This window comes from Dyadobacter sp. 32, assembly GCF_902506755.1.
Taxonomy (GTDB): domain Bacteria; phylum Bacteroidota; class Bacteroidia; order Cytophagales; family Spirosomataceae; genus Dyadobacter.
In genome coordinates, this window is record NZ_LR735258.1 from 1 (window position 1) to 17140 (window position 17140).

The following is a 17140-nucleotide window of genomic DNA, read 5'->3' on the forward strand; positions in this document are numbered from 1 at the left end:
GTGGGGTAAATTGTAAATTGGGAGGTCAGGAAGAGGCCTTCAGGTATAGGATTTTAGCCTGACGTTTGCTTTAAATAAGATGACGGGCAAAATAGAAAAGTGTGTAAATAATCCAACATTTTTACTGATCCATTTCCTATCTTTGCCCTCCCTTTGGATTTTGAAGTTTTGAACACACCACATTGCATTGGAAAGAGTAACCACCACATATAGAGAGGTAGACCGGATTTGGAATAGTTGTCTGCAGATTATTCAGCAGCACATTCCTGAGGAAAGCTACAATATGTGGTTTGAGCCCATTCGTCCTTTGAAGATTTATGGTAAGGTGCTTACCATACAGGTACCTAGCCAGTTTTTCTATGAATGGCTTGAGGATAATTACGTGAATCTTCTGAGAAAGGCGCTGGATTATGCAATTGGAAGAGATGGCATGCTGGAATATTCAATCATCGTAGATACTGGTAATGAAAAGCATCAGCCTCTGACCATGAATGTATCCGCGCCGAAAGGTAATTCCTATTCCAAGCAGGACAACTTTGCACCGGACCCCAGAAAGAGCTCTTCCCAAAGGCCTAAGGATCAGGATTCTTTGAACCTGGATACTTATCTCAATCCCAATTACTCGTTTGACAACTTTATTGAGGGAGATTGTAACCGTCTGGCAAGGTCTGCTGGATTTGCCGTGGCCCAACGCCCAGGGCTAACTTCCTTTAATCCGCTGATGATGTATGGTGGGGTAGGATTAGGTAAAACACACTTGGTGCAGGCTATCGGTAATTACATTATGAATCATTTTGATAACAAATTGGTACTTTATGTGTCTTCGGAGAAGTTTACCAACCAGTTTATCAATTCCATCAAAAACAATACGCTTCAGGACTTTACCGACTTTTACATGAAGGTGGATGTATTGGCTATTGATGATGTTCAGTTTTTATCGGGCAAAGAAAAAACCCAGGATACTTTCTTTCATATTTTCAATCACCTGCATCAGCTCGGTAAACAGATCATCATGACCAGTGATCGGCCACCCAGGGAGCTTCAGGGACTTCAGGATCGGTTGCTTTCAAGGTTTAAGTGGGGGTTAACCGCCGATTTGCAAACGCCTGATTTTGAAACACGTATTGCCATTATTCAGAAGAAGATTCAGTCGGAGGGTATTGCCATTGATAATGATGTGATTGAATACATTGCCCATAGCGTCAGTTCAAATGTAAGGGAGCTCGAAGGTGTCATTGTGTCTCTTATGGCGCAGGCTTCCCTCACCCGCCGGGAAATCGATGTAGAACTGGCGAAAAATACGCTTAAGAATATTGTGATGAACGAGGATAAGGAAGTTACGATCGATACCATCCAGGAGATCATCGCTGACTTTTTTCAGGTTTCAATCGCAGATCTTAAAAGTAAAAGTCGTAAAAAGGAGGTCGTGTATCCTCGTCAGCTGGCTATGTTCCTGGCAAAAGAATATACGGATCTGCCCTTAAAATCAATTGGCTACCATTTTGGAGGGCGAGACCACAGCACGGTGATCCATTCCATTCAGGGCATCAATTTACTGATGGATAAAAGTCCGGATGTGGACGAAACGCTACAGAAACTACGCAGTTATTTTAAATAATCAATTGCCATAGTCTGATACCTAACCAGCACTGCAACCGTTGCTACCCATCCTGCTTACTCGTTCCGAAATTCATGATGAATTGTGGGATAAGGCCGTAAGCCAATCCGAGCAAAGTGTTATGTACGCACTTTCGTGGTATCTGGATATCGTGTGTGACGACTGGTGTGCGATTGTGTGGCCTTCTGCCACAGATTATCAGGTAATTATGCCAATTCCAGTCAAGAAAAAATGGGGAATTGATGTCATTCAGCAGCCGTTGTTTTGTCAGTATCTCGGGATATTTTGTAAGCAGCCTATTGCCAACAAACTGGCATCAGATTTTCTATCACTGTTAAGCGGTGAATTCTCGTATATCTCTGCCTATCATTTCAATCCCCATAATTCCGCGCAGTTCAGCGGTACACCTGCATTCTTAGATGGTTTTGAGATACAAACCCTTACCACACATCAATTGGCACTGAATACGAGCTACGAACAGGTTAAAGAACGGTATTCAGCCGACAGGAAAATGAATTTGAAAAGGGGAGTTGAGCATAACTGGTCGGTTATTCCTGGTGACGATATCACAAAGCTGATTGACTTGTTCAAAATGAATCATGAATCCAAAATTGCAGGTGGCGTCAATCATCAGGCATACGACATGTTGAAAAGGCTTTACGAGGAACTAAAATTTCGCTGCGAAACGGAGCTCTGGTATGCTGTGTCGGACGGACTGGCGTGTGCAGGGATACTGATGGTCAGATGTGGCGGGCTGGCCATTTACCTGTTTAATGCCGCGAATCATAAGGGAAGAACAGGCAATGCACGTAGCGTACTTCTGGATCAGTATATTCAGCGCAACACGGGTTTGGAACTCATGCTGGATTTTGAAAGTCCCTCAATTGATTCCATAAAATCATTTTACAAAAGTTTTGGAGCCGGAGAAAGTTGTTTTATTTCAATTAATAAAAATGGCCTTCCATTTCCACTGAAACAAATCCAAAACCTGCGAAAGTGGTTTTTTACAAATAGATAAGATCCTTATCCATTCAGATTAAAACCAGACCAAATCTTTTCGCAGGCCTTTGTAAGATTTTATATCCATTTCAAGGGATCCTATCATGAGTTCCACCTGAACTTTAAGGGGTATCCGGTTGGCGTCGTCCGAGACCCATAGTTTCATGGCCCCTTCGCCTTTGAAAAGTTTATTGTCGGGAATCAGGGGATTCAGTCTCAGCACCCGCGTTTTACCAAACTTTGTCTTGATGACATCTTTTCCTACATACCGCACTCTAAGCTTGTACACTTCTCCGTCAAAAAATGTGGGAACCTCAATAACTTCGCCTTCGGAGATCTTGTCAAAATTGAGCGTCCTTAAAAAAAAGTAGCCACTGATAATGTCATGTATATTGTTTGGAACCGAATAGGTTTTGGTTTCGTCTTTGATGCTGGAAACGGCCTGATCTCTGTCATGTTTGAAGACAATCGTTTCTTCTTTCCGATATTTATTCTCCTGAATATTCTGATAAAAAACGTGAGGCAATATGGCGGAAGTGTCTACATAGGATCGCCAGTTATCTCTCACTTTTGAGATTAAATCAAACGGGCCAACCGTTCTGCCGGTCACATTAATTTTGAAACAGGGCCGGTTGTTTACGATGGTCACGGATTTGGCAATCTCTACCTTTGCTTCCGCTGCGTTAATAAATCCATAATGTACCCGATATTCCACCTTTTCACCAGTCCCAAAGCTTTTATTGGGAATGACACGATTTTGTTCAAATTGCGTGAAAGCGAATAAGCTGATGACGGTTAGGCTGATGAGTATAGTGAGGTGTACAGGTTTCATGCGAATAGGTCTGTCAATGATTTACAACGAGGGGTATTTTTGTTTCAGATGAGCAAGGTACTTTTTAAAATCTCGGTTGAATCTGGTTTCAAACTCATGTTTAAATACGTTTTGTTTCGACTTATAGGTTTGATAACTGATAAAAAAGGCATTATTGGGTAATTCACTTTCTTTAATAGATTTCCTCTTTCTCAACGTCATTTTATTTCCCAACAGTGTGTCCGCATCGGTTAGTATGCGAATAATCATATTTTTCTTTAAGGTGTCTTTTCGGGGATCTGGCGCGAGGTCTGTCCCAAAGCTGTCGTAAAGACTATCTAATTTGGAGATTCCCCGTAGTATGTGCTGAGCGTATGCGTCATTGTATTTCTTTGAAAATTCATACGCTTTAAGTTGCGGTGATTCAGGTCCATATTTTTGAAGTAAAAATTTAACAGCGCCATGATCACCCACAAAGCTGGCAAGGTTCTCATTGAGCTCCAGATTATTTTTTACAAAAAGTGTTCCATGCGTGAGCTCATGAAGGATCAGATTGGCCAGGCTGCCCTCCTTGCGCAAAAGCATAGAGGATAAAATCGGGTCTTTAAGGTAACCAAGCGTCGACCACGCCGAAACCTCACCAATATCCGTATCCAGTCCCGTGAGACCAAGTTCTTTTTCTTCCCGGACGGCTCGTGTAGAATCGAAATAGCCTTTGTAAGGAAATGATCCGATAACCGGAAAGTCCCACTGGTATGCCTGGATCTTGTAACGTTTGGAAGCCGTAATTACCCAGATAAGGGGCTTTCCTTTCTGGTTGTAGAAGGTTGTATAATTTTTTGACGGTGTTAACCCCAGCGAATCTACGCCAAACTGCTTGATCTCCTCAATCAGCCGTATTCTGGATTTTAGAGAGTCAGGAAACATAGGATCCTCCAGCACGTCTTTCACATCCTGTACATTCATCAATATTCCAATCTGACCTTTTGCCTGCATCCATCCATAACTCAAAATTTCCCTGTAAAAAATACCCAAAGAGATAAAGAGTATGAGGATGAGCAAAATGATTTTTTTCAGCACTTTTTAAAATGATATCCGGATATGAAAAATAAAACACCAGCTTATGAAGCTGGTGTCGTGCACAAAAATAGATCATTTTGATGATTTACATGTATTTAAGATCGTTGTTCGTTTTTAACTTAATAATGTTCAGTTTGTTCAATAGCAGTATAAAAGGGTAAGTCGGATCAAACTCATGCCATTTAAACCCAAAATTAGCTCTTCCTCCAAATTTGTGGTGATTGTTGTGATACGACTCCCCCATCATTAAAAAGTCAAATGGCAGGAGATTTTTCGCTGTGTCATCTACTTTAAAATTGACGTAGCCATAGCGGTGGGCATACCAATTGATGATCACACCATGTACAGGTCCCATCAGAAAGTGAATAGGAAGAAGAAAAAACATCCACCAGGCAGTGGCAAATTGAAGGTAAAACAGCAGATACAAAGTGCCCCATCCAAGTCGGGATAACCAAAGGTCGCCAAGGCGTTCCATGAAATTCCAATGCGGGACGCCAGCCTTGAATTTGGCTTCAATTTTGTCCGTTTTGTGTACAATATTATTGTAGTAATTTTTGGTTTTCCACATCATATCAAAAAGGCTTTTGGAGAAGCTTGGAGAATGCGGATCGTTTTCGGTATCTGCATAAGCATGATGTAATCTGTGCATGACTCCATAGGCGTAGGGGCTCAAAAATGATGAACCCTGGAAAATCCAGGTAAGTATATAAAAGAATTTTTCCCATGCCGGGGACATGGTAAACATTTTATGCGCTGCGTATCGATGTAAAAAGAAGGTCTGCATCAGTAATGACAAGTACCAATGGGCAATAAAGAATAGCAGGATAACCATACTAGATATTTAATTTGAATTAATAACTACAGGTGCAAAGATATTTGCTCAAAAGCGAAGCAAATCTGATAATGATCAGCTTTTGGGAAAAAGTAAGAAATTTAATAGATGTGAATGATTGTTTTTTTTTGATACAATTAATATCATATATTTGTTACTGAAATTATCTTTATCGATTTTAACATTCAAGGTAAATGAATTTTGTAATCGGAAAACAGATTTTGCAATTGATTAAAAAAAGGTAAATTTACCTTCGGTTCAAATTAAACGAAGCGGTGAATCGGGCCGCTATTTTTATATTTTAAACAACCTTTTGTCGTAACATGGCAACACCAGCAACAACGGATAAAGACAATAAATTAAAGGCGCTACAGACCACGCTTGAGAAATTAGACAAGACCTACGGTAAGGGCACCGTAATGCGCCTGAGCGATAGTAAAGTGCTTGATATCCCCGTTATTTCCACGGGTTCACTCGGCCTTGATCTTGCATTGGGCGTAGGAGGTGTTCCCCGCGGACGTGTTGTGGAAATATACGGTCCGGAATCTTCCGGTAAAACGACGCTTTCCATGCACTGCATTGCAGAAGCACAGAAAAAGGGCGGCTTGGCCGCGTTTATTGATGCGGAACATGCTTTTGACCGTTCCTATGCGGAAAAGCTTGGAATTGATACCAGTAATCTTTTGATCTCACAGCCGGATAACGGAGAGCAGGCTCTTGAAATCGCAGAGCATCTGATCAGTAGCGGAGCGGTGGATATCATCGTTATCGACTCGGTTGCTGCGCTTGTGCCCCGTGCTGAGCTGGAAGGTGAAATGGGGGACAGTAAAATGGGCCTTCAGGCACGATTGATGTCGCAGGCACTGCGTAAACTGACAGGGGTCATCAATAAAACTGGATGCTGCTGTATTTTTATTAATCAGTTGCGTGAGAAAATAGGGGTGATGTTTGGTAATCCTGAAACTACTACGGGTGGTAACGCCTTGAAGTATTATGCTTCGGTCCGTCTGGATATCAGAAGGGTAGGTCAGATCAAAGAAAGTGCCGATCAGATCCTTGGGAACCGTACCCGTGTAAAAGTAGTGAAGAACAAAGTGGCGCCTCCTTTCAAAGTGGTTGAGTTCGATATCATGTATGGAGAGGGTATTTCCAAAGTGGGGGAGATCATTGACCTTGCGGTGGAGCTGGATATTGTAAAGAAGGCCGGTTCATGGTTCAGTTACGATGGTAATCGTTTAGGCCAGGGAAGGGATGCCGTGAAAGCGCTGATCAAGGATAATCCGGAATTGATGGATGAGCTGGAAGCCAAAGTCCGCGGGAAAGTGAATAATGAACCTGATCTGCTGATTGACACCAGTGAGCCCAATGTAAAAGACGACGGTAGTCCTGAGTAATAATTAGAGGTAGGCTCTTACATTTCATAAAATCAGAAGACAATAAAAAAGCGTTTTGGAAATTATCCAGAACGCTTTTTTATATCAGTTTAAATCAGAAACGCTTATTATCGTCATCGTCATCAAAGTTGTAATCTTCATCATCTTCGCCGGGACCTGAAAACATGCTGCTGACAAGGTCCTGAAACTTCATTCCCTGATCCAGTGATTGCTTGCCTATTAGCGAAAATTCTGCCATCCCGTGCAGCGCAAATTCCATCATAAACAGTTTCTCCTGTTCGCTTCCATATGCACTGAGCATATCTACAAAATCGTCGAGGCCGTCAATCGTTTTCAGGCGTGCCGCATATTCCCGGTCGGTCATGTCTCCGATCATTTCCATCTCGTTGCCCGAGCCAAACCATTCGATCACCTTGGCATAAGGGTTGATCTTACTTTTCTTGGATTTTTCAGGATCGGGATAGAATTCGAGAAATTGGTTGCGTATTGCTTTTCCAATGAGATTTTGAGCTACAATAACCGGACCTTCCACTTCTCCTTCGTAAACCAATTCGACCTTGCCGCAAATGGCAGAAACAACTCCGTACAAGTCAGAAATACGAACATAGGTACTCGCTTCCCCGTTTATCAGTGCACGCCGTTCGGCGGTGCTTAAAAGACTCTCATAGGCAGATATAGTCAAACGTGCCGAAACTCCACTCTTGCTGTCTACATATTCGCTTTCACGTGCCTCCACTGCGATTTGCTCAATCAGTGTTTTGATTAGTTCATTGACGATCACCAGATCTTTTTGCTCTTCTTTCACGACAGCCTCTTGCTGCGTAATTTTCTTTCCAACCTCAATCGTTTTCGGATAGTGGGTAACAATCTGACTTTCAATACGGTCCTTCAGTGGTGTTACAATGCTTCCTCTATTGGTATAGTCTTCCGGATTCGCCGTGAATACAAACTGGATATCCAAAGGTAATCTCAGTTTGAATCCGCGAATCTGTATATCGCCTTCCTGAAGGATATTGAAAAGTGCAACCTGGATACGCGCCTGTAAATCGGGAAGCTCGTTGATGACGAAAATGCCCCGATGTGAGCGTGGTATGAGCCCAAAATGGATCACGCGTTCATCGGAATAGGGGAGCTTTAGAGTAGCGGCTTTAATAGGGTCCACATCACCGATCAAATCTGCGACAGATACATCCGGAGTAGCAAGTTTCTCTGTGTATCGTTCGTTCCTATGCAACCAGGAAACAGGTGTATCGTCGCCCATTTCCATCACAATATCTTTCGCATTTCGCGAAAGCGGAGACATGGGGTCGTCGTGCAGCTCCGAACCAGTGATGTAAGGAATGTACTCATCGAGTAAGCCTGTCATCATGCGGGCAATACGCGTTTTGGCCTGTCCACGCAGACCAAGAAGGTTGATGTTATGCATGGAAAGAATGGCTCGTTCCACATCGGGAATTACTGTTTCTTCGTAACCCCAGATTCCGGGAAAGATGGTCTCTTTATTGCGAATCTTTTCAATCAGGTTGTCTCGAAGCTCCTGCTTGATAGAACGGGATACATAGCCGGCATTTTTTAGCTCTCCAAGTGTTTTTATTCCGAGTCTTTCTGTACTTGTCAGATTTGAGTATTTCATTTTTGATTGATCAAACAATTGGGTTTTCAAACGCTAACCGAAACTCGGTAGCCTATTTAATATCAAATGGGTTGCCTTTCGTGGCTATTGGCCATTTCCGACAACCCAACTGATATTGATCACGATTAAAGACAAGTGATAGCAATTGCGCGACTACCTGGCATAGGCGACCGCACGCATTTCGCGAATAACGGTAATTTTAATCTGGCCAGGGTATTGCATCTCCTTTTCAATCTTTTGGGAAATGTCAAAAGACAGCATACCAGCCTTTTCATCAGAAACGTTGTCTGCATCAATGATAACCCTTAGCTCACGGCCAGCCTGAATGGCATAACATTTCTCTACACCATCAAAAGACATGGCCATATTTTCAAGATCACGCAGACGTTGAATGTAAGATTCCATCATTTCGCGTCGTGCTCCTGGACGTGATCCCGAGATGGCATCACAAACCTGGATGATTGGCGAAAGAATGCTGGTCATTTCAATCTCATCATGGTGGGCGCCGATTGCATTACATACTTCCGGATTTTCCTTGAATTTCTTGGCAAGCTCCATGCCCAGAATCGCATGTGGCAGATCCGATTCTTCGGGCCACACTTTACCAATATCGTGAAGCAGTCCTGCTCTTTTGGCCAGTTTGGTATTGAGTCCCAGCTCCGAGGCCATGGTGGCGCAAAGCTTTGCCACTTCCCGTGAATGTTGTAGCAGGTTTTGCCCGTATGAGGATCGGAAGCGCATACGACCGATCATTTTAACAAGCTCAGGATGTAATCCATGTATGCCCATATCAATTACTGTCCTTTCGCCTATCTCAACGATCTCGTCATCAATATTTTTCCTGGTTTTAGCCACCACTTCTTCAATCCTTGCCGGGTGTATACGGCCGTCCTGCACAAGCCTGTGCAGAGAAAGACGTGCAATTTCCCGTCTTACCGGATCAAATCCCGAGATGACGATCGCCTCTGGAGTGTCGTCAACGATGATTTCCACACCGGTTGCCGCTTCCAGTGCCCGAATGTTTCGGCCCTCTCTACCAATTATTTTTCCTTTGATGTCGTCATTTTCGATATTAAAAACCGACACACAGTTTTCAATTGCATGCTCAGCAGCAGTGCGTTGAATGGTTTCGATGACGATCTTTTTAGCTTCTTTGGTGGCAGTGAGCCGAGCCTCTTCCATGGCACTCTTTACATAGGATCCTGCACGTGTATCGGCTTCGGCTTTCAATGCATCCACAAGTTGCTCACGGGCTTGGTCCGCGGTTAAATTGGCGATTTTTTCCAGCTGAGTAACCTGTTGCTGTAAAGATCTTTCCGCTTCTTCTTTCCGCTTCGTGGCCGTTTCAAGCTGTTGGCTCAGGTTGGATTTGAGTGTTTCCAGTTCGTTCTCACGACGTTTGTTTTGCTCAATGGTTTGGTTCAGCGTTTGCTCACGTTGTTTGAGCTTCTGTTCGTTGGTCTGTAGAATGACCCGTTTCTTGTTTGCATCCTCCTCAAATTCCGTTTTCAGGCGCAAATACTTTTCTTTTGCTTCAAGGATCCGGTCTTTTTTTATGTTTTCGGCGGCACTTTCGGCATTACGCAAAATTTCCGTAGCACGATCCTGAGCTTCCTTTTCTTTTTGGTCAAATGATCTTTGGAAAATGTATTTACCTGCAAAAATCCCGACACCAATTGCAATGATGTCAGAGAGGAGAATGATAAAAATTAATGAATTAGACATTTTAAATAATGTTTACAAAAAGTGGTTTGCACCGACTAACTGCGTGTTAAAATGCCGAACTGTCTGTTGTACGATCTTAGAGACTTAAAATGGATAAGGAATAAGTTTCAAATAAGTATATGGGTTTAACTTCTTAGTTATCAATTGCTTCCGTTACCGTAGAGTCCAGTTTTTCCAGTCGTTCCTGAAATCCTATCATCAACTCGTCCATTTGTTCACGGATTCTTTGCAATCCCACCATACATTCTATTGCAGTAAGCCCCATGGCTTCAATGTCACCATAGCCTGCCTTTTCATTTGATTTATGCTCATCTACACGTTGCATGAAGCGCCTGTATGCATTTCGATAATACATTTCCTGGTCTGCCGGAACGCTAAGATTGAAGCCTCTGTCAAGAAACTTTAATAATACGGGTACATCCGGTATGGGAACATGTTTTTTCGTCATAAGGAATCTTCAAGCAATTCTATGCACTTATCGATCTCTTGAATATATCGTTCAACTGATTCTTTTAGTTCGGTCAATCCGCCGGTTGGTGTCAGTTTACTTGAGACAATTTTAGCGAAACTTTTAGACTTATTAAAGTCTTTTTCTAAAGTACTGTATTTTTTCTTTATTTCCTTTACTTCATCCTTGAGTACGGTGTTCTCAAGGCGAAGTTCAGCATTTTCGAGCTGCAATTCTGACAATGACCAACTTAGTTTCTCTTTCGTCCTGATCAGGATGTTTAATTTCTTCTCAAGATCGGTCAGTTTAAGCTCAATCAAACGTGGGCTGATCTTGTCCATTTTTGAGTCGGTTAATTGTTTTTTATCTTCAAGTCAGTATGCCTTATGCCTGTTTGTTCTTAGTCGCCTTCCTGCAACTTTACTTTCTGATCAGCGCTCCCAATTCCCTTTCATAATTGCTGATGAGCCTTTGCATGGTTTTGTCGATCAGCTTATCCGTTAAAGTTTGATTGTCGTCCTGAAGTATAAAGCTAAGAGAATATGACTTTTTGTCTCCCAGATTAGCCCCTTCGTACACGTCGAATACATTCACATTTCGAAGCAATTGTTTCTCCGTTTTGTACGCAATCTGGCGGAGTTCTTCGAAGGTTATTTTTTTGTCAACTACCAGTGATAAATCTCTTCGTACCTCTGGAAATTTGGACACTTCTTTATACTGCACAGCCGAATCATATTGTTTTAGCATAAATTCCCAGTCAAAATCAGCAAACAAAACACCGCCTTTCACATCCGCCTTTTTTGCCAGCGCGTTTTTTAAAAGGCCAAATGACACCACAGGCTTTTTGTCGGAAGTAAATGTGATTCCGTACTGGAAGATGTTTGTATCAGCCTCAGTCTTATCCAGATTTCGGATTTTCATGGATGCCAATACCTGATTTACAAAGGCTGCCAGATCATGGAATGAGACCTCTCTGCTCTTGGCAAGCCAGGTTTCCTCGGTAATATTTCCCGAAAGGAACAAGGACAGTTTTTCCTTTTCTTTATATTTACCGTCGAGCTCGAAATACGTCTTCCCGAATTCGAATAACTTCAGATCTTTTTGACGGCGGTTGCTGTTGTGTGCGACCACTTCAAGCCCCGAGAACAGGAGTGTCTGGCGCATAACGGAGAGGTCTTCGCTCAGATAATTCAGAATCTTTACAGCTTCCCCGGGAAGGGATGCGGCAATCGACGCCTGTAAACCGGGCTTGGTCAACGAATTGTTGATCATTTCATTGAATCCGTTGGCCGCGAGCAATTCCGAGATCCGCATTCTGAGTTTTTCAGGATCGTTGACCGGAAATTCAGAAAGGAACTCTGAACTAAGCGATTCCGATAGTTCGACCTGACCAAAACCATAAATGCGCAGAATCTCTTCAATCACATCGGCTTCCCTTTGTACATCGACACGATAGGGCGGAACAGATGCGATAAAGTGGTCATCCCGTTCCTCCGTAATTTTAATATCAAGGGAGGTCAATATATCCCTGATCAGATCTTTGTCCAATGACTTCCCGATTAGACGGTCAATATGTTTGTAGCTCATTTTGACCTCAAAATCCTGAGCCGGATTAGGGTAAATGTCGGTTATTTCAGAAGAAACCTTCCCGCCGGATATTTCTTGAATCAATAGCGCAGCCCGTTTTAACGCATAAACCGGCATGTTGGGATCCGTACCTCTTTCAAATCGGAAGGACGAATCCGTCTTCAGGCCGAATCGCTGACTGGTTCGGCGTACCCAGGCAGGAGAAAAGTAGGCAGATTCCAGAAAAACAGACGTAGTTTCTACGGAAACTCCTGAATCGAGTCCGCCAAAAACACCTGCAATGCACATGGGCTTTATTTCATCGCAGATCATCAGATCACTATCCGACAAAATCCTTTTCTGACCATCCAAAGTGGTGAACCCGGTTTCCGAAGCCACTGTTTTCACAATTACTCTTTTGCCCGTGATTTTGTCTGCATCGAAGGCATGCATGGGTTGTCCCAGCTCATGGCAGACGTAATTGGTAATGTCCACCACCGAGTTGATAGGCCTGATCCCGATGGTTTGCAATCTTTGTTTCAGCCATTCGGGAGAATCTCCCACAGTAAGACCTGTGATGCTTAGACCCGTGTATCGCGGACAAGCTTCCTGGTTTTCAACGGTTACATCAATGGAAAGCGATACGTTTTCTATTGTAAAATGCTCGACAGACGGAAGCTTGATATCCCTGCCCAGTACGGCCCGTAAATCCCTGGCTACACCATAATGGGAGGCGGCATCCGCCCGGTTTGGAGTCAGACCAATTTCAATCAAAAAGTCGGACGATATATTGAAATATGCTGAGGCAGGTGTTCCATTGGGAAGATCGGTTTCCAACACCAGGATGCCGTCATGCGATGTGCCAAGACCAAGCTCATCTTCGGCACAGATCATACCCTCGGACACGGCGCCTCTTATCTTGGATTTTTTTAGAACAAGCGCATCCTCACTTCCGGTTGGATACAGGACGGCACCTACGGTGGCAACAATCACTTTCTGACCGGCTGCTACGTTAGCGGCTCCACATACGATCGAGAGCGGCTGATCCAGGCCCACATCTACGGTGGTCAATTTTAGCCGATCGGCTTCGGGATGTTTTTCGCAGGTTAATACCTTCCCGATCACCACACCTTTTAAGCCACCTTTGACCGATTCAATTTCTTCGATTCCTTCTACCTCTAACCCGGTGGCAGTGAGTAATTTGCCAATTTCTTCGGGTGTTTCTGTAATTTCAATTAACTCTTTAAGCCACTTATAGGAAATTTTCATGCGGGTACTTTAATAAATATTTTGATCGGATGTCTGCAAACCACCGGGGATTGGTTCTCAGCGGTCTTTTGCAGAATTGCCGATAAAAGCTCATTTGAATAATTTTATGCAAAATTAACTCTTTAGACTTCCTCTGCACATCAAAGCGCCATTTATTGTTTTGGGAGAAATTAAGAAATATCAGTGATTGGCTTCTTCGATTTGCTCTCCTGCAAAAATGGGAATGAGGAGTTTATTCTCTGCAGGAGGAACCGGACAGGCATAACTGGGCTGATAGGCGCAATACGGATTATAGGCCTTATTGAAATCCAGGATCATGGTGTTATTTTTAATCTCATTGGCATTGTAGTCGAGATACCGGCCTCCGCCGTATGTTTCCTGACCGCTGGTCTCGTCACGGAAAAGTACGGAAATAACGTTTTCATGTTTCAATAAAAGCAGCTTTTGAGGTTTTTTGTTGATTTCAAAATGGGCATAACCGTAGCGTTCGTATTTGGTGGTAGTGCCATCGGTGTACTTGATGAGCAGTTCCTTGTCCTCGCCGGTATATGGCGAAATGGTGGCCCTTACCCGATATTCCGGATTGACTTTAAAATAATGCAGGCCATGGAATTCGGCTGTGTCAAGAACGGGGGAGTCTTCGGACGATTTGAATTGTTCGTCTTTTGCACTTCGCTCATTATTTATTTTTTCCGCATATTTGGTTGGGTTGGTAATCGCGATGTCATCCTCGTTTTCATTTTGGCCACTAAAATTTTCGATAAAAAAGTAGGCTAATATTGCCAGAATCATGGCAAAGGTACTCCATCGGATAATTTTGTTTTTAAACATTTCAGTTACAGTTACTATTTTGAATTAATACGGGTCAGAACTTTTTTATCTTTAGGTTAGGTTGTGTAAAAACCTGTGCTTGTAAGTCGGTACCATGTATTCAGGAAACCGGGACCGAATCTACCCGTTCCGTCGGATACTGACTTTCAGAATCAGATCGGAGATACAAACTTACATGGTTATGACAGGTTTGAAAAAATCCTGGCAGGATTTCCTGCTTTTTAAATAAATTTGAAAATTCCGACCGACCCTTTTTGTGTTGTTGATGGAAATATAGCTAAATTGACCTGCCAATTAATTAAAAACAATACCCAATCCATTTATGTCCTACACGAAACGCGTACTCATTGCCGAAGACAGTTCAGTAATTCAAAATCTGGCCAGAAAAATTCTGGAATTTCAGCATTACGAAATTACTTCCGTGAAAAATGGAGAGCAAGTGTTGCAACTTCTTGAAAAGGAAGATTTTGACATCATCTTATTAGACATTAACATGCCTGTAATGGATGGTATGGAATGTGCCAGAAGCATTCGAAAACTGTCTGACGCCGCAAAAGCCAAAACACCAATCGTGGCCATTACAGGGAATGCAAAAAATTACTCTGATGAAGACTTTAAAGAAGCAGGCTTTGATGATGCACTTATGAAACCGCTTAATTTTGACCGTTTGGTAGAAGTGGTTGCGCATTTGACAGAATAGCTTGCATGAGGATTACTTTTTTAGGAACCGGCACATCACAAGGAATACCCGTTATTGCTTGCGATTGTGCCGTTTGCCGTTCGGGGGATCTTCGTGACAATCGCCTGAGAACTTCAGTGTGGATCGAAGAGGCTGGGAAGTCCTTCGTTATTGATACAGGTCCTGATTTTCGCCAGCAAATGCTGCGTGCCAAAGTACGTGAATTGGATGCGGTTATTTTTACGCATCAGCATAAAGATCACACTGCCGGCCTGGACGACACCAGGGCCTTCAATCACCGTCAGCAAAAAGATATGCCGCTCTATGGGCGGGAAAGTGTGCTTAATCAGATTCGGACGGAGTTTTATTATGCATTCAGTGAGCACAGGTATCCCGGGGTACCTCATTTTGATCTGCACAATATAGAAAACACGCCTTTCGAAATTTTGGGCGTAACATTTACACCGATTGAGGTAATGCACTATAATTTACCCGTTTTTGGCTATCGGATCGGCGATTTTACTTACATAACAGATGCTAATTACATTTCAGAAGCAGAACAGGAAAAAATAAAGGGCAGCCGGGTACTTGTTCTGGATACGCTTCAAAAGGAACCTCACTTATCTCATTTTACCCTTTCGCAGGCATTGGAACTTATTGCCCGGCTGGATGTTAAGCAAGCATATCTTATCCACATGAGCCACAAGCTTGGCCTCCATGAAGAAGTGGAAAAAGAATTGCCGCCCAACGTCAGACTGGCTTATGATGGACTTGTTCTTGAACTGTAATGGCCTGATCTGACCGATTATTGTGAGGTAAGCTGGACAAGGCGTGCACGATTGACTTTCGTTTAAATTCGTATTTTTGTCAGATCGATTTCCTGTAAGGTCAGTTTTGACGGACCCATTTTCTGAGTCCGAATTACAATGATTGATGCGTTTCGATTTCAATTAATTTATTGCCAGATTATGAAGAAGTTTATTTTTGCAGGAGCCTTATTGTTTTTGTTCTCCGCGTCAAAAGCCCAAACGCAAAAATGGGCAATCGGAGTGAAGGTGGGTGAGCCGACCGCCATCAGCTTAAGAAAGTATGGTGACCAAAATGCTTTGGATATCAGCTTTGGAACGTATGTAGGCTTGCTTAAAAGTAAAAAAACATACAAAACAAGCAATGATGACCTGGCCGACATCGGGATGATGTTTAATGCAACGTATCTGTGGTACGTACCTATGTTGAATGAGCGAATGATGGCATATGGCGGCGTAGGTGTACAGATTAATTCGAGACGATATTTTCCCAATAAGGATAAACGTGATGTGTACACGAGCAATATTTCAACAGGGCCTTCGGTAACCGCCGGGCTGGAAGTATTTTTTGCTCAAAAACCAACGTCCGTTTTTTTAGAAGGAGGAACCTATCTCGAATTGTTGCCCAAAATCTTCTACCTGAATCCCAATCTCGCTATCGGTATCAGACACAATTTTTAGATTACAGAAATTGCAGCCGGATAATAGAAGGCAGACGGCAAGAATTAGATACGAATTCATAATAAAATGAACACACACCCATGAAAATGAAATTTACACTCGCCAGCCTGATTCTTTTTTCACTTATGCAGGTCGGCTGTAAAGGCGTGAAGAATGTTTCCGGAACTTTGTCCAAATCTGACTCGGGTAAACAGCATCCGGACTATAATCGTGATGGTCATGTAGACTATACTAAAGTCGGGTCTTCCACGGCACCTGTAAGAACAGATACTGCTTTTGCAACGGGAAGAAGGGAAGATCAGCAAAGAGCGGTAGATTCCGGCGCACGGCAGAAGGAAAGGGATGCAGATCGGAATACAGGTAACGGGAGCTATAAAAAGGATTATGGCAGGATGGCTACCGGCGGAGCTGAGGTGTTGCCCAATTCGACTGGCGTTGTATCCTTTTCGAACGCTGAAGTAAACGAAAAATTGATCAGACAATATGCAGAAATGGATCGGCTTGCCGACCTGGTTGTTTATGAGCTGGGTATCCTCGACAAGCGCTGGGATATTTTGCTCAGCAAATACAAAACGGCGTCCTCTACTGAGCGAGAAAAGCTCTCGGCTGATCTGGACCAGCTGAATGCAGATCAAATCCAATTGTATAAAGCCCACGTCAGGATTTACAAGGATGGTAAAACGGATTGGGCGACAACGAAAAGAGATGTTGAAGCGACTCTTTTGAATGTGAGAGGTCTGGGGAATAAATGATTTCCGGACTCGAAAA

At 43.0% G+C, this 17140-nt stretch carries 16 protein-coding genes; 7 read left to right on the top strand and 9 right to left on the bottom strand.

The genetic code is table 11. The features are described 5' to 3' along the window. The first annotated feature begins 187 nt into the window (after positions 1-187). Both dnaA and DYADSP32_RS00010 read left to right on the top strand, forming a co-directional pair. On the top strand, positions 188-1618 hold the full coding sequence (gene dnaA / locus DYADSP32_RS00005; protein WP_149239486.1) for a chromosomal replication initiator protein DnaA: 1431 nt from the start codon (positions 188-190) through the stop codon (positions 1616-1618). Between the two features lie 40 nt (positions 1619-1658). Then, positions 1659-2636 carry a hypothetical protein gene (locus DYADSP32_RS00010; protein ID WP_149244623.1) on the top strand — a complete coding sequence of 326 codons (978 nt, stop codon included), beginning with the start codon at positions 1659-1661 and terminating at the stop codon, positions 2634-2636. Positions 2637-2654: 18 nt separating this feature from the next. Here the strand turns inward: DYADSP32_RS00010 and DYADSP32_RS00015 are convergent, their stop codons facing one another. The 3 genes from DYADSP32_RS00015 to DYADSP32_RS00025 all read right to left on the bottom strand — a co-directional run bounded on the left by DYADSP32_RS00015 (position 2655) and on the right by DYADSP32_RS00025 (position 5340). Beyond that, positions 2655-3449, bottom strand: a complete 795-nt coding sequence (locus DYADSP32_RS00015; RefSeq protein ID WP_149244622.1) for a DUF3108 domain-containing protein — start codon at positions 3447-3449, stop codon at positions 2655-2657. A gap of 21 nt (positions 3450-3470) precedes the next feature. Further along, positions 3471-4508: an aminopeptidase gene (locus DYADSP32_RS00020; RefSeq protein ID WP_149244621.1), complete on the bottom strand. Its 1038-nt coding sequence runs from the start codon at positions 4506-4508 to the stop codon at positions 3471-3473. An 85-nt stretch (positions 4509-4593) separates the two neighbouring features. After that, positions 4594-5340: an acyl-CoA desaturase gene (locus tag DYADSP32_RS00025; protein WP_149244620.1), complete on the bottom strand. Its 747-nt coding sequence runs from the start codon at positions 5338-5340 to the stop codon at positions 4594-4596. A 323-nt stretch (positions 5341-5663) separates the two neighbouring features. On the opposite strand from DYADSP32_RS00025, the gene recA reads away from it, so the two are divergent. Beyond that, on the top strand, positions 5664-6734 hold the full coding sequence (gene recA, locus DYADSP32_RS00030; protein ID WP_149244619.1) for a recombinase RecA: 1071 nt from the start codon (positions 5664-5666) through the stop codon (positions 6732-6734). 94 nt (positions 6735-6828) lie between these two features. Here the strand turns inward: recA and DYADSP32_RS00035 are convergent, their stop codons facing one another. From DYADSP32_RS00035 to DYADSP32_RS00060, 6 genes are all read right to left on the bottom strand, one after another. Then, positions 6829-8367 carry a sigma 54-interacting transcriptional regulator gene (locus DYADSP32_RS00035; protein ID WP_149244618.1) on the bottom strand — a complete coding sequence of 513 codons (1539 nt, stop codon included), beginning with the start codon at positions 8365-8367 and terminating at the stop codon, positions 6829-6831. Between the two features lie 153 nt (positions 8368-8520). Continuing rightward, complete coding sequence (gene rny / locus DYADSP32_RS00040; protein ID WP_149244617.1) at positions 8521-10092, bottom strand: ribonuclease Y; 1572 nt, start codon at positions 10090-10092, stop codon at positions 8521-8523. A gap of 133 nt (positions 10093-10225) precedes the next feature. After that, positions 10226-10540, bottom strand: a complete 315-nt coding sequence (locus DYADSP32_RS00045) for a cell division protein ZapA (RefSeq protein ID WP_149244616.1) — start codon at positions 10538-10540, stop codon at positions 10226-10228. Then, positions 10537-10881 carry a hypothetical protein gene (locus tag DYADSP32_RS00050; RefSeq protein ID WP_149244615.1) on the bottom strand — a complete coding sequence of 115 codons (345 nt, stop codon included), beginning with the start codon at positions 10879-10881 and terminating at the stop codon, positions 10537-10539. The genes DYADSP32_RS00045 and DYADSP32_RS00050 overlap by 4 nt, the downstream gene beginning before the upstream one ends. 79 nt (positions 10882-10960) lie before the next feature. Beyond that, the gene (gene pheT / locus DYADSP32_RS00055) at positions 10961-13375 is read right to left on the bottom strand and encodes a phenylalanine--tRNA ligase subunit beta (RefSeq protein WP_149244614.1); all 2415 of its coding nucleotides are present in this window, start codon (positions 13373-13375) and stop codon (positions 10961-10963) included. Positions 13376-13555: 180 nt separating this feature from the next. Next, positions 13556-14206 carry a DUF1684 domain-containing protein gene (locus DYADSP32_RS00060; protein WP_149244613.1) on the bottom strand — a complete coding sequence of 217 codons (651 nt, stop codon included), beginning with the start codon at positions 14204-14206 and terminating at the stop codon, positions 13556-13558. Positions 14207-14528: 322 nt separating this feature from the next. Here DYADSP32_RS00060 and DYADSP32_RS00065 point away from each other — a divergent pair, with 322 nt between their 5' ends. The 4 genes from DYADSP32_RS00065 (at position 14529) to DYADSP32_RS00080 (ending at position 17124) form a co-directional block, all read left to right on the top strand. Continuing rightward, complete coding sequence (locus DYADSP32_RS00065) at positions 14529-14906, top strand: response regulator (protein WP_149244612.1); 378 nt, start codon at positions 14529-14531, stop codon at positions 14904-14906. A gap of 5 nt (positions 14907-14911) precedes the next feature. Continuing rightward, on the top strand, positions 14912-15673 hold the full coding sequence (locus tag DYADSP32_RS00070) for an MBL fold metallo-hydrolase (RefSeq protein WP_149244611.1): 762 nt from the start codon (positions 14912-14914) through the stop codon (positions 15671-15673). 180 nt (positions 15674-15853) lie between these two features. After that, the gene (locus DYADSP32_RS00075; RefSeq protein ID WP_149244610.1) at positions 15854-16372 is read left to right on the top strand and encodes an RNA 3'-terminal phosphate cyclase; all 519 of its coding nucleotides are present in this window, start codon (positions 15854-15856) and stop codon (positions 16370-16372) included. An 80-nt stretch (positions 16373-16452) separates the two neighbouring features. Next, complete coding sequence (locus DYADSP32_RS00080) at positions 16453-17124, top strand: hypothetical protein (protein WP_149244609.1); 672 nt, start codon at positions 16453-16455, stop codon at positions 17122-17124. Positions 17125-17140: the final 16 nt, after the last annotated feature.

Excerpts from the sequence above, each read along its gene's own strand:
- DYADSP32_RS00015 (WP_149244622.1), bottom strand. The coding sequence starts at position 3,449 with ATGAAACCTGTACACCTCACTATACTCATCAGCCTAACCGTCATCAGC.
- DYADSP32_RS00025 (WP_149244620.1), bottom strand. The coding sequence starts at position 5,340 with ATGGTTATCCTGCTATTCTTTATTGCCCATTGGTACTTGTCATTACTG.
- recA (WP_149244619.1), top strand. The coding sequence starts at position 5,664 with ATGGCAACACCAGCAACAACGGATAAAGACAATAAATTAAAGGCGCTA.
- DYADSP32_RS00035 (WP_149244618.1), bottom strand. The coding sequence starts at position 8,367 with ATGAAATACTCAAATCTGACAAGTACAGAAAGACTCGGAATAAAAACA.
- rny (WP_149244617.1), bottom strand. The coding sequence starts at position 10,092 with ATGTCTAATTCATTAATTTTTATCATTCTCCTCTCTGACATCATTGCA.
- DYADSP32_RS00045 (WP_149244616.1), bottom strand. The coding sequence starts at position 10,540 with ATGACGAAAAAACATGTTCCCATACCGGATGTACCCGTATTATTAAAG.
- DYADSP32_RS00050 (WP_149244615.1), bottom strand. The coding sequence starts at position 10,881 with ATGGACAAGATCAGCCCACGTTTGATTGAGCTTAAACTGACCGATCTT.
- pheT (WP_149244614.1), bottom strand. The coding sequence starts at position 13,375 with ATGAAAATTTCCTATAAGTGGCTTAAAGAGTTAATTGAAATTACAGAA.
- DYADSP32_RS00060 (WP_149244613.1), bottom strand. The coding sequence starts at position 14,206 with ATGTTTAAAAACAAAATTATCCGATGGAGTACCTTTGCCATGATTCTG.
- DYADSP32_RS00065 (WP_149244612.1), top strand. The coding sequence starts at position 14,529 with ATGTCCTACACGAAACGCGTACTCATTGCCGAAGACAGTTCAGTAATT.
- DYADSP32_RS00070 (WP_149244611.1), top strand. The coding sequence starts at position 14,912 with ATGAGGATTACTTTTTTAGGAACCGGCACATCACAAGGAATACCCGTT.
- DYADSP32_RS00075 (WP_149244610.1), top strand. The coding sequence starts at position 15,854 with ATGAAGAAGTTTATTTTTGCAGGAGCCTTATTGTTTTTGTTCTCCGCG.
- DYADSP32_RS00080 (WP_149244609.1), top strand. The coding sequence starts at position 16,453 with ATGAAAATGAAATTTACACTCGCCAGCCTGATTCTTTTTTCACTTATG.